Genomic DNA, 12,434 nt, shown 5'->3' with positions numbered 1-12,434 from the left:
TTCTACGATTTGAATCCGCCGACGTACGGTAGCCGCGCTGCCGTCGCGCGCGTCTGCTCGGCCGCGTCGAGTAACGTGCGGGTCGCGTCCCAGGTGCCTTCGAGCAACTGCCGGCGCGCGCCGTCGGGCAGGCTGACCTTGTACGTCGTGCCGTTGTAGGTCGCGGTCATCGCGGCGACATCGATGACAAGGTCGCGTGCCGGATCGGCTTCGACCGCGGCCATCAACGCGACGATGTCCGCAGCACTCGCGGTCACGCACGGCATGCCGAGCGCGACACAGTTGCCGAAGAAGATGTCGGCGAACGACTCGCCGACGATCGCCTTGATCCCCCAACGCAAGAGCGCCTGCGGCGCATGTTCGCGCGACGATCCACAGCCGAAGTTTTTGTTCACGATGGCGATACGTGACCCCTTCGCTTGAAAGCGCGGATCGTCGAGCACGTGCCCACGAGATTTGCCGTCGGCATCGAATCGCGCGTCGTGGAACGCGTACTGCCCCATACCGTCGAAGGTGATGGCCTTCATGTAGCGCGCCGGAATGATGCGGTCGGTGTCGATGTCGTTGCCGCGCAGAGGAATCGGTCGGCCGGCGACTTTGGTGATCGGAATCAGTTGGCTCATAGTCGTGACTCGGTCTCCGCAAGTTCTACCACGGATTACGCGGATTACACGGATTCGGATCGGACGAGTGAAACTTGAAATCCGTGCAATCCGCGTAATCCGTGGTAAAAATCCTCCCTCACTTCAGCAGCTCGCGTACATCGGCGACGGCGCCTTCGATGGCGGCGGCGGCGACCATCGCCGGGCTCATCAGCAACGTCCGTCCCGACGGGCTGCCTTGGCGGCCTTTGAAATTGCGGTTGCTCGACGACGCGCACACTTGCCGGCCGACGAGCTTGTCGGGATTCATCGCCAGACACATCGAGCAGCCCGGCAACCGCCACTCGAAGCCGGCGGCCGTGAAGATCTCGTGCAGCCCTTCGGCCTCCGCCGCCTTGGCGACCGCCTGCGAGCCGGGGACGACGAGCGCCTTGACGTGCGGCTTCACTTTCCCGAGCTTCGCCACCTTGGCGGCTTCGCGCAGGTCGGAGAGCCGGCCATTGGTGCATGAGCCGATGAACGCGACGTCGATGCGCGTGCCTTTGATTGCCGTGCCTGGCTTGAAATCCATGTAGCCGTACGCGTCCTCCGCGACTTCGCGGTCGTCGGCGCTGAACGACTCGGGCGCGGGGATTTTCTCGTCGACGCCGAGCGCTTGGCCGGGGTTGATGCCCCAGGTCACCGTCGGGGCGATAGCGGCGGCATCGATGTGCACGACTTCGTGGTAGGCGGCGTCGCGATCCGAAGCCATCGATTTCCACCACGCCACGGCGCGATCAAATGCCGCGTCCTTCGCGACGAAGTCGCGGCCGCAAAGATAGGCGATCGTCGTCTCGTCCGGATTGACGTAACCGCAGCGCGCGCCGCCTTCGATGCTCATGTTGCAGACGGTCATCCGCTCTTCCATCGTCATGCGATCGAGCACCGCGCCGCCGTACTCGTAAGCGAGCCCGACGCCGCCCTTCACGCCGAGCGTGCGGATGATGTGCAGCGTCACGTCCTTCGCATAGACGCCCGCGGCAAGTGACCCGTCGACGCTGATGCGGCGCACCTTCGGTCGTTGGATCGCGAGACATTGGGTGGCGAGCACGTCGCGCACTTGGCTGGTGCCGATGCCGAAGGCGACCGCGCCGAACGCGCCATGCGTGCTGGTGTGGCTGTCGCCGCAGGCGATGGTGATGCCCGGCTGCGTGAGTCCCAATTCCGGACCGATGACGTGAACGATGCCTTGCTGTCCTGAGGCGCGATCGAGGAAGCGAATGCCAAACTCGCGACAGTTGCGCTCGATGGCGCTCATCATGCCTTCCGCCTGTGAGTCGGCGAACGGCCGCACAGCGGTATCAGTCGGCACGATGTGATCGACGGTAGCGATGGTGCGATTGGGGAAGGGCATTTTCAGTCCCTGCTCGCGCATCATCTGAAACGCCTGCGGGCTGGTGACTTCGTGAATCAGGTGGAGCCCAATGAACAACTGCGTCTGCCCGGTCGGCAACTCACGCACCGTGTGGGCCTCCCACACCTTGTCGAGCAAACTCTGTCCCATGTTCGTGAAACCTCTTGTGGCTATGTGTAGCGAGTCGCGCGCTGACATGCCAGCGCGCCTCGATGATCGTGGGTTCAATCGAGCCAGCGCAACTCGCCGGTTGCCGTCAGCAGCAGGGCGAGGCGAACCTTCCGCTTGCCGATACGCCCGCTGTGCTCCAGCGCCTCGCCGTACAATCGCAGTTGCGCGGCGTAGGCGGGATACGCACTGGCGACGTCGCCGTCGCGTGGCTGGTCGGATTTGAAGTCGATCACCAGCACCTCGTTAGCAGACACGGCGAGCAGATCGATGAACCCGCTGAGCAGTGTCCCCGGTTGCACATCGTAGACCGGATACTCGCAGCAGAGCTGCCAGCCGTTGTCGGCGGTGACATCGGCGCTATCCAGGGCGGCGAGCGCGCGCTCAACATCCGCGAGCGCCTCGGCGGCGTGTTCGTCGAAGTTGTTCTCACGCGCCGCCAGTGAAACCGCCTCATGCGGCGATGGTTGCGCGCCGCTCAGTAACAACTCGAGCGCGCGATGAACGACGATGCCGAACTGGTTGCCAAAACGTGCGCCCGCGGCTTTGCGGGCGCGCTCCGAGTCCGCGGAGTCGTCCTCGACGCTCTCGCTGCGTTTGGCCGCGGCCGTGATGGCAATCGGTACAGCGATCGGCTCGCTCGCTGCTTCAAGTTGGAGAGCGAACTCGCGCCCGCGCTCATCAAGCTCGGTTTGGAGTGCCGCGTCCGCGATCACTTCGCTGCGCGCGGACTCGTCGCGACCTTGCGCCCAAATGGGAAGCGCGTCGGGCCGAAACAGATCGAACCGTTCGACCTGTTCCGGATCGGCGCCCTCGGCGAGGGCTTTGGTGGCATACGGCAAGCGGTCGCTCTTGGTGAGGGGGAGCGGCAACACGAGCAGATCGCGGGCGCGGGTGGCGGCGACGTAGTACATCCGCCGCCGCTCGGATTCGCCGAACACTTTCTCGCGTTCGATCAGTCCGCTGCCCGGCGGCTGCTCGATCGCGATCGGTCCGAGGCTCAGCGCCCAGGCCGCGCCGTCGCGCTCGACGCGCCACAGACCGCCACCGCGGTCGCTCAACGTTTGGAAGCCGTCCCACAGAATGACCACTGGGAACTCGAGACCCTTGGCTTGATGGATCGACATCACGCGCACCGCGCTCTCGCCAAGCGGCTCTGGTGCATCGAGAAACACCGGAGCATCGGCCCACGCTCGCACCAACTCGGTGGCCTGCGCGTAATCGAGATGATCGAGGGCCGCGCGTCGATCGAGCTCCCAGGCGATTTCATATAATGCTGCCAGCGCCTGCCGGCCGTTGCGTCCCGTGACCACTGCTCGGCCGAGCGCCGTGCGCTCGATCAGATCGCGGGCCGTCGCGCCGGGCGACTGCTGATGGCGCCGCGCCCGCAAGTCGCGAATGACTTCGCCCGCTGCGTGGTACGCAACCGCTTCGACATCGCCGCTGGCCCGCCCTGCTACCAAGTCGGCGCAATCGAGCGCGAAGAATGGCGGCGCCAACAATGCCGCGAGCGCCACGCCGTCATCGCGGTCGGCCAACGCCCGTAGCGCGAGCAGATACTGTCGCGCCAACGGGTACGCCAGGAACAACGTGCCGCCGCGGGCGCTGTACTCGATGCCCAGCCCATCGAACTGCGCCAGCAGCAGCGGCAGGTTGGTCGTCACGCTCGCGAGCACTGCGACATCACCCGGGTGCAACGGCCGCGCGGCACCGGTGTCGGGATCCCGGACCTCGCGACCTGAGTTGAGCAACCAGCGCACGTAGCGTGCGACGACCACTGCCTCGATCGCTCGACCGTCGCGCGCAAGCAGCGCGCTGCCGTTGTGGCCCGCGTAGGGCAGCGCATGCACACACACGCCAGCCGGCGGCACGGTCGGGGCCGGCGTGAGTGGTTCGTAGTTCGCGCGCCCGGTCTTGGCATCCACCGGGTTGTCGCTGTCGTGGCCGAGCAAGCGATCGAGCTGCTGATTGTAGAACGTGATCAATTCGGGACGGCTGCGAAAATTCGTGTCAAGTCGCTGTTCGAGGGCGCCGCCGGCTTGCAGCCGCTGCGTGGCGCGGTCGTACATGACGATATCGGCGCGCCGAAAACGGTAGATCGATTGCTTCGGGTCGCCGACAATCGTCAACTTGCCCGGGGCCAGACGAGCCTGATCCCAGCGATCGGCGTTGACGCCGTCCTCGCAAAGAAAGAACACGATCTCGCACTGCAGCGGATCAGTGTCCTGAAACTCGTCGACGAAAATGTGATCGAACAGGCCCTGATAGAAGCCGCGCGCCTCACGGTTGTCGCGCAGCACGTTGCGCAGCTTGACCAACAAGTCCAGGTAGTCGACCACCTCGTGCTCGTCCTTCACGCGTTCGTACATCGCGCGCAGCACGGGAAACAGGCGGACCAAGCGGACGGCGAGCCAGCGTTGTGGTCCGCGCAACTGCTCGGCGAGGCTGCCGGGCCTGCTGTTGTCGGGGCGCACCGCCCCGTAAATCGACCAACCGGTGCTGTCATTGTCGAAGTCGCGCTTGTACACCGCGCGCCCGCGCGACGCGTCCTGGACGACGCGGAACGCTTCCGCCGCGTCGTTGGTGTCGTGCAGCCGGCGCAACGCGTGACTGAGCCGGCGCAAGTGGTCGTGCCCGAAGCTGCGGCCGCGCATGGTGCGGACCATCTGGGCCAGGCGATCAACGGCGCTGCGCGCGGCGGCGACGCCGGGATCGGGAATCGCCGGCGGCGAAAAGTCCACGTCGCGCGTATCGATCATGCTCGCCAACACGGCTTCGACCGATGGGAGCGGTCCGTACGCATTCTCGGCGCGCTCCATTTGCAAGCCGGCACGGGCGGCGGCGCGCAATGACTCGGCCGCCTCGGCGAGCAGCGCGGGATCGAGAGCGCTGGCGGACGGGCCGAGTGCCGCGGCAAGGTTGCCGGCTTCTGCCGCACGACGGAGCCGGCTGAACGTTTCGCGCACCAACTCACCGGTGTCTTCGACCAGGGCGTATGCCGGGCTCAACTTGGCCTCGACCGGACGCAGGCGCAGCAGACGATCGGCGAAGCCGTGGATGGTGCCGATGAACGCGGCATCGAGATTGGAGAGCGCGTCGCGCAGCAATACGACGCGCCGGTCGTTGGTGCGGGCGGCGTGTTCGAGATCGCGCAGCAACTGCTCGCGAATGCGAAAGCGCAACTCACCGGCAGCGCGCCGCGTGAACGTGAGTGCGGCCAGCCGTTTGATCGAAACCGGCGCCGCACCGGCCGTGCGCGGCGCTAGCAACTCCACGGCGCGATCGATGATCGTCTTGGTCTTGCCCGTGCCCGCGCCGGCGACCACCGCGACGTTGCGCGCGCGTTCGGCCACGATCGCCGCCCGCGCGGCGTGGTCGGCGGGAAGTTCGGACGACGGCGACTTAGTTGTCATCGTCCTGCTCTTGTTGTTTCAGTGCAACGAACGCGGCGACCTCCGGCGTCAGCTCCGCCGCGGTCAATTTCGCGGCACTGCGGGCCTGTGCGCCCTCGCCGCAGGTGGGGCGGTACGGGCAGTAGTTGCAGTCGGCTACCACCGGGGTGCGCGGGAACGTGCCGCTGGCGAGCAGTCCGCGGGCGATCCCCAGCCACGCCTGCGTGCGCTCGCGCAGGGTCTTCAGTTCGGAGTGCTCGAAGGCGCGCTCTGGCTCTTGCGCTGCCGATGGGTGGACGTAGGCAGCGTGGCTAACGTGTTGGGCGGCGTCGGTCGCGTCCAACGCGAGCGTGTACAGACCGATCTGCAGATCGCGTGCCGGGTTGAGCGGCTCCTCGTTGAAGTCGTGGACGCGGCCGGTTTTGAGATCGCGGACCGACAGAGTGGTTGGGCTCAGTTGATCGACCCGATCGATTTGGCCGGCAACATAGAGCTCGCCGCCCGCCACGCTGAGCCGCACCGCATGCGGATCGCCGAAGCTCCACTCGCTGGCGACGAACGTGCGGCGCGGCATCCGCCATTCGATCTCGACGAGTTGTGCGAGCTGACGCAGCAAGCGCTGACGTTCGCGGGCGATGGAGTCGTCGCCGCGCAGCGGATACTCGGCGCGCCAGTCGTCGAATTGCTCGCTGGCGATCACCGCCGCGCGTGCCTGCCAGTCGTCGAGGTTGCCCTCGCGCGCACACAACGCCGCGCCGTGCGCGCGGAAGAACGCTTCGGCGGCGCGATGGAACAACGAGCCGTACGCGGCCGGATCGATGGTGTCGGTGGACGGGCGCCCTTCCGGTTCGTCGAGATGCAGCACGTTGCGCAACAGAAACCGGTACGGACACTGCAGCAAGGTGGTCAATCCGGACGCGGAGATCGGCCGTTCCGGGGTGAGCCCCGGCGCGCGGATGGCCGACCACGTCGCGGCGACCGCGCCGTCGCTCTGCGTCAAACCGTCGCCAACAGCTGCGGCGGTGATCGCTTGCACGCGGTCGAGACGCCGGGCGCTGTCGTCACACCATGTGGTCGGGACGCGCCAGCGGCTGCCGTCGGCGATCGGGATGTTCTCGAGAGTCGGGTGGGCGTGTCGCGCGCGCGCGGCTCGGCCAGCCGCGTAGTACGCCGAACGCAGGCGCGCCGCCGTTGGTACATCGCCTTCGTCCGTGGCGTCGGCGCGGCGCGCAAGCGCCGCCGCCACTTCGAGCATCACACCCGAGGCCTCGCGTTCGCTGCGATCGATCCATTGTCGTGACACCGACAGTGCGAGGCGCTCGCCGGTACCGCTGACGATGCGGAAGAACGCGTGGAGATCTTCGAGTACGCGATCCTCCAATCGCGTGATGACGATATGCGGGTACCGCGGTTGCAGCACTTCCTCGATGCGAGTGCGCAGCTCGTTGGGCACGATCGGATCGTCGTGTGGCGTGGCCGGTACGATACCTTCCGCCAGCCCGAGAATTCGGACCGCGCGAAATGGTATGCCGGCGGCGGCCGCCAGTGCGCCGACAAACACGCGCGGCTCGCCGAAGCGTCCGTGCGGTACGCGCGCTTGCTGCACCGCCTCGACGAGATGAGCAACCGCGGCGAAACCGGTGACGGTGTCGGCTACAGGGTCAAGGAGCACAGCCTCGATCTGTTGCTCGACCACGCCGAGCCAACCCGCGGGCTCGGGCGGTACCCGGAGGTGCGTGAGGACGAACTGCCGGATGGCCGGCCACAACGTTCTCAAGCTTGCGCCCTCGATGATCGTCGCCGCCAGCGCTTGGAGCGCGCCGATCGCCGGCAGCAACGACTCGACATCGCGCAGCCATTCAGCGATTTGTCGTCGCGTGTGCAGGTGGCGGCGCTTTTCCGGTTCGCTGGAGTCGGCTTCGGGCAGCGTGGCCAATACCTGTTGCAATGCATCGCGCCGCTGTCGCAGCCGCGGCTCCCATTCGAGCGCGCCGCTCAGGTCGCCCGCGCTCCCGCCGACAATCCCGGCGCCATGGATGATCTCCGCCGCGCGTGATGGCGTCAGCGAGGGTCGCTCAGCCTGTCCATCGCCGCGGCGGAGCGCCGGCAGCACCGCCAGCGTGGCGCCGACCTCCAGCCCGCGAGCGAGCGCGTCCAGCAACGTGCTGATGCGCAAGCCCGCCGGCGAATCAGCCAACGGCAAGCCGCCCGCAACATAGATCGGTACCTGAGAGGATCCGCGCGCGAGCCGGTCGAGCACCAGGCGCGCGTGCGGGTCGAGCGCCGGGATCACCAGGGCGATTTCTTCCAGCGGCGTGCTCGCCGCGATCTGTTCTTGAACCCACAGCGCGGCCTCCTCGATCTCGCTCTCGATGCTTTGAAACTCTTCGAGATCGATGGTGCCATCAGGGCCGGCCGATCGCGGTCGCCGGGGATCGGCGACGATGTCCGACGGCGCGAAGAGGAAGCGGCGCGCGAGGTCGAGTTCGGTCAGCGGCGCGTTCTCATCGCCCCCATTTGCGGGTTGCCCGCCGAGATTGAGGGCGAGCTGCACTGGCGCCGGCCGCCGCGGCCGCCAGCGCTGTGTGCCGGTGCGCAGTGGCCGCGCATCCAAGAATACAACCGAGCAATCGGGGAGGGCCGAGAGGAATTGGATTTCGACGGCGGAGGGCGAGGCGGTGAGCAACGAGGCAATCGGCCCGAACGGCGCGGTGCAAGCAGGAGTCTGCGCGACCATCGCCGCGGCTTCCGCCAACACCTGCGCCGCGCTGCGATTGGTTGCGGGGTCGTGTTCAACAGCGGCCCACACAGTGGCGACATCGTGTAGACGATCGGCCGCCAACGGATCGAGGGCCCTCACGATCTGCACCGAGTCGCGCGCCAGCATCGGGGTCAGGCCGCCGGCTTCGAGGTCGGCGATGACGCGGGCGAACGCATCGGCGTAACCGCGCCCAGAGCGCAGTTGGTCGCCGTCGAAGTAGTGGAGCTGGCCGTGCAGCGCGCCGGCGTCGAAGGCGTGATGCAAACGCAGCCGCCGTATGTCTTCCCAACCCGGCGCGTGCGGCCTTCCGGCGCGCGTCAGCAACTCGCGCGCGAGACTGACCGAATCGATGAAGCGCACACCCGCGAGACGCCCGGCTTGGCCCCGCGTTACGAAGGCGCGGCGCACCGCGTGCACCCGTGCCGCTGTGGCCAGCACCGTGGCGCGGCGCGACAGCGGATCATCATGGCGTGGCCACCAGCGACCGAACCATTCGAGCGCTTCCTGTACCGTGGAGACTGCGACAAACCGCACGACACGCACCGCCCCTTCATTGCGCCTCATAGCATCTTCATTGAACCGCCGGCCACAACCCGGCACACTCGCCCGCGATGAGTGTGCGCGAGCTGATTGCGCTGGTGGTGGCCGGTTGCCTCATCGGTTGTGGACCACGGTTGATCACGAGCGGCGGGGTGAACGCCGATCGGGTGGCGGCGATTGAGCAAGCGATTGCGACGCTGCGCGGGCGGCCGTTTGTTCCAGCGGCCAACGTCGCGGTGCTCGATTCCGCGGCGATGGGCGCGGTGGTGACCCGCCTGCGTCTGAGCGATGATAGTCGGCGCATTCTCGGCATTTGGGCCACGATCGACCACGCGTTTGGTGACGATCAGACCGACGCGCTCGACTCGGTCCGTCGCTTGCCGACTGACACCTCGTTCGGTGTGTACAGTCCGGCCGATGACACGGTGTTCATCGCGCGGGCTCGTTTGGATACCTCGTTGGCGATCGGGTTGCGCGAGTTTCTGAGCGGTGGCCAAGCCCTCGCCGAGATCGTGTTGACGCACGAACTCGCGCACGCGTGGCAGCGGCGGCACTTTGCGGCGCTGTTTGCACCCACGACCGACGTGGATGAGTGGACGGCACACCAAGCGGTCATCGAAGGCGATGCGGAAGTGACCACGCTGGCTCTGACCCAGCACGCGATCGATGCCGGCGCGCTCGAGGCGTATCTGGCCATGCGCCGGCGCATGGCGGTCGCGGCCGGGCAACACCCTGACACCAACCGCGATTGGCAACTGCGCTACGATCGCGCCACGCGTGCACTCTGCGATGTCGCGCGCGGGCGCGGCTGGGCGGCGCTCAATGCGCTGCTGGCGAATCCGCCCGAGACGACGGCGGCGATCCTTGATCCGGAGGCCGCGACCTCAACCGCAACCGACGCGATTGATGAGCCACTCACGTGTCCCGTCGGCTGGGATCGCGCGGTCGACACCGGTGTCGGAGCGTTTCACATCCCGCCGCTCCTGCAGCTCAAAACGGGTCCGCTGCTTGCGATGGACGGGTGGCGTAGCGATCGCTTGCAGATCTGCGTCCGCGCCGAGTCGAGCGACTTCGCGTGGCGCTGGCAGAGCCGATGGGCCGATGACGCCGCCGCGGAACGGTTCCACATGGCGGGACGCCGGCATTTGCAGCGCCGCTATCCGTCAAAAGATGAGGCGACAGATGTCGCGCGCGACAGCGGGCGGACGTCGCCGGCGCGCTGGATCGCGCGCCGCGGCCGATCGGTGATGATGGTAGACAGCAGTGTGGCCGCGATCGAGATCGCAACGCCGCCAGAATTCTAAGATAGCCGGTAGCCGCGCCGAGCGCGCTTCACGGCGTGCGCGTCGGTGTGCGGGTGATGGTGCGAGTGCGGGTGCGCGTCGGCGTACGGGCCGGCGTGCGCGTGATCGTGCGAGTGGGTGTGCGCGTGATGGTTCGGGTAGGCGTACGCGCCGGGGTGCGCGTCGCCGTACGAGCCGGCGTGCGGGTGATCGTGTGGGTTGGAACGCGCGTCGCGGTCCGCGTCGCAGTACGACCCGGCGTGCGCGTGATCGTGCGGGTGGGCGTACGCGTCGGGGTGCGGATGAGGGTTGCGGTCTTGGACGGCGCAGCGGTGCGGGTCACGGTTGGAGGTAACGGTGTGGCGGTATCCAGCGGTGTCGGCGTGATGGTTGGAGTTGGTGTAGCGGTCGGAGTGTCGGTCTGAGTGCCAGTGAGAGTCACCGTCGGCGATGCTGTCACCGACGCCGTTGGGGTGATCGTCCGGGTCAACGTGATGGTTGCGGTGGCCGTCACGGTGGCGGTGAGCGTGATCGTCGGCGTCGCGGTGATGGTTGGCGTGCGGGTGGACGTACCGGTCTGAGTTGGCGTGCCGGACTTTGTTGGCGTCCGCGAAATCGTCGGAGTTGGTGTCTTCGTAGAGGTTGGAGTCGGGGAACTCGTGCGAGTGATGGTGCTGGTGGAGGTCGCGGTGCGGGTTTTAGTCGACGTCGTCGTATTCGTCGCGCTGGCCGTGCTCGTCGGCAGTGGGGTGTTGGTAGCAGTGCGCGTCGGCGTGGCGGTCTTGGTTGGGGTGCGAGTGATCGTCGGTGTTTGAGTGATAGTCGGCGTTGACGTGGGGGTGAAGGGCGGTGCGATCCCATTGCCGAGCAGGACAGACAGCGACGCCGTTGGATTGCCGCTGCTCAAGTCAGAGTCGAGCGTCGCGAAGTCGGTGTAGCCGTCGCCGTTGAAATCTCCTGCGACCAATTCTTCAGGGTCGGCGCCCACGCCGAAGTGCAGCGCAGAGGCGAAGGTACCGTCGCCGTTGCCGACGCGCACGATCACTTCATCGGTGGCGGTGTCGGTGACGGCGAGATCGGCGATCGTATCGTGGTTGAAGTCGCCCACCTCAAGTGCCGACGGAAAGCTGCCGAAGATGTACGGAACAGCGTCGGCGAACGAGACGCTTCCGCTGCCGATGGTCGTGTTGAGATGGATGGTGACGGTGCCATCGGAGTTCAGCACCGCAAGATCCAACTTACCGTCGCCATCGAAGTCGGCCGCCCGTAGCGCCAGCGGGGCGGGGCCGGTGGGAAAGAGGGTCGGCGGACCGAATGGGCTGCCGCTGGCGGCGTTGTTGTTCAAGTGGACGGCGACCGCGTTCTCGCCTTGGAGCGCAACGGCGAGATCGGGGAGCGCATCGCCGTCGAACCGTGCAACCATCGAGGCTACCGGAAGCGATGCGCCGGGGTCACTGGGGGTGGAGCCGGTGCCAAGAATCGGATCGAGACGATACAGGACCGTGGAAAGCCGCTTGAACAGGGTGATGAAACCCGTGAGCGAATCTCCGGCCACGACATCGAGCACGCCGTCTCCGTTGAAGTCGGCCATGGTGATGGAATCAAAGGAGCACGGCTCGGGCGGAATGAGCATATCACCGCACGCGGGCTGCACGACGAACGCACTACGGAATGTGAGCGGACTGTTCTCGTAGGTTTGCAACAGAGGAAGCAGGTTGAAGCCGGAGATGAGGCTCCCGATGATGGTGACATCCGCTTGTGCATCTCCGGGCACCACTGGACCGGCGGCGATCCCGTCGATCGATGCCGGTCCACCGACACTCGTCAGCTGCAACTTGGCGGGTGCGACTGCCGGTTGGATTTCGAACGTTCCATCTGGTTTGCCGAGGAACAAGTTGAGCGTGTTGTTTCCGTCGGCATCCGCGCTGGTGGTGATGAGATCCCACGTCGCGTCGCTGTTGAACAGGCCGGCGGCGAGCCCTTGCGCAATCGGCAGCGAACTGACCCCGTATACCCGCTGTGGGCCGAACGACACAGCGGGTGGGGCTGCAGCAATCGGTTCGGCACGCACCAGCGCTGCAATGATTGCGAGAACAAGTAGCTGCCGGACGGAAGACACTCCGCAGTTTATACCGGATGTGGCGGCGGTAAGAGAAGAAAATTCTTTCTGCGGTGACGACTTCGAAAACACAGCACTCCGCACCGTTGCGGGTCGAGCGGGGTCTTGCTCTTGGGTGTAGGTCAATCGCGATACGCGCATGAAGTAAGGTGGAGCGCGTCTGCAACACCGCGGCA

The 12,434-nt window shown here is 66.5% G+C and carries 6 protein-coding genes; 1 reads left to right on the top strand and 5 read right to left on the bottom strand.

The features are described from left to right. Positions 1-2: 2 nt before the first annotated feature. The 4 genes from leuD to HYR72_12630 form a co-directional block, all read right to left on the bottom strand. Complete coding sequence (gene leuD / locus HYR72_12645; GenBank protein ID MBI1815819.1) at positions 3-623, bottom strand: 3-isopropylmalate dehydratase small subunit; 621 nt, start codon at positions 621-623, stop codon at positions 3-5. A gap of 118 nt (positions 624-741) precedes the next feature. Beyond that, positions 742-2,145: a 3-isopropylmalate dehydratase large subunit gene (gene leuC / locus HYR72_12640; protein ID MBI1815818.1), complete on the bottom strand. Its 1,404-nt coding sequence runs from the start codon at positions 2,143-2,145 to the stop codon at positions 742-744. A gap of 74 nt (positions 2,146-2,219) precedes the next feature. Beyond that, positions 2,220-5,576, bottom strand: a complete 3,357-nt coding sequence (locus HYR72_12635) for a UvrD-helicase domain-containing protein (GenBank protein ID MBI1815817.1) — start codon at positions 5,574-5,576, stop codon at positions 2,220-2,222. After that, positions 5,566-8,880, bottom strand: a complete 3,315-nt coding sequence (locus HYR72_12630) for a PD-(D/E)XK nuclease family protein (protein MBI1815816.1) — start codon at positions 8,878-8,880, stop codon at positions 5,566-5,568. The genes HYR72_12635 and HYR72_12630 overlap by 11 nt, the downstream gene beginning before the upstream one ends. A 47-nt stretch (positions 8,881-8,927) precedes the next feature. Here HYR72_12630 and HYR72_12625 point away from each other — a divergent pair, with 47 nt between their 5' ends. After that, positions 8,928-10,160: a hypothetical protein gene (locus tag HYR72_12625; GenBank protein ID MBI1815815.1), complete on the top strand. Its 1,233-nt coding sequence runs from the start codon at positions 8,928-8,930 to the stop codon at positions 10,158-10,160. 28 nt (positions 10,161-10,188) lie between these two features. Here HYR72_12625 and HYR72_12620 read toward each other — a convergent pair whose 3' ends face one another. Then, the gene (locus HYR72_12620) at positions 10,189-12,210 is read right to left on the bottom strand and encodes a VCBS repeat-containing protein (protein ID MBI1815814.1); all 2,022 of its coding nucleotides are present in this window, start codon (positions 12,208-12,210) and stop codon (positions 10,189-10,191) included. Positions 12,211-12,434: the final 224 nt, after the last annotated feature.

The sequence above is a fragment of the Deltaproteobacteria bacterium genome (genome assembly GCA_016178705.1).
In the GTDB taxonomy this organism is placed as follows: domain Bacteria; phylum Desulfobacterota; class Binatia; order HRBIN30; family JACQVA1; genus JACOST01.
Note: the sequence above shows the minus strand (reverse complement) of the source record. Positions and strands in the feature narration are given on the sequence as shown.

Excerpts from the sequence above, each read along its gene's own strand:
- HYR72_12630 (MBI1815816.1), bottom strand. The coding sequence starts at position 8,880 with ATGAGGCGCAATGAAGGGGCGGTGCGTGTCGTGCGGTTTGTCGCAGTC.
- HYR72_12635 (MBI1815817.1), bottom strand. The coding sequence starts at position 5,576 with ATGACAACTAAGTCGCCGTCGTCCGAACTTCCCGCCGACCACGCCGCG.
- HYR72_12625 (MBI1815815.1), top strand. The coding sequence starts at position 8,928 with ATGAGTGTGCGCGAGCTGATTGCGCTGGTGGTGGCCGGTTGCCTCATC.
- leuD (MBI1815819.1), bottom strand. The coding sequence starts at position 623 with ATGAGCCAACTGATTCCGATCACCAAAGTCGCCGGCCGACCGATTCCT.
- leuC (MBI1815818.1), bottom strand. The coding sequence starts at position 2,145 with ATGGGACAGAGTTTGCTCGACAAGGTGTGGGAGGCCCACACGGTGCGT.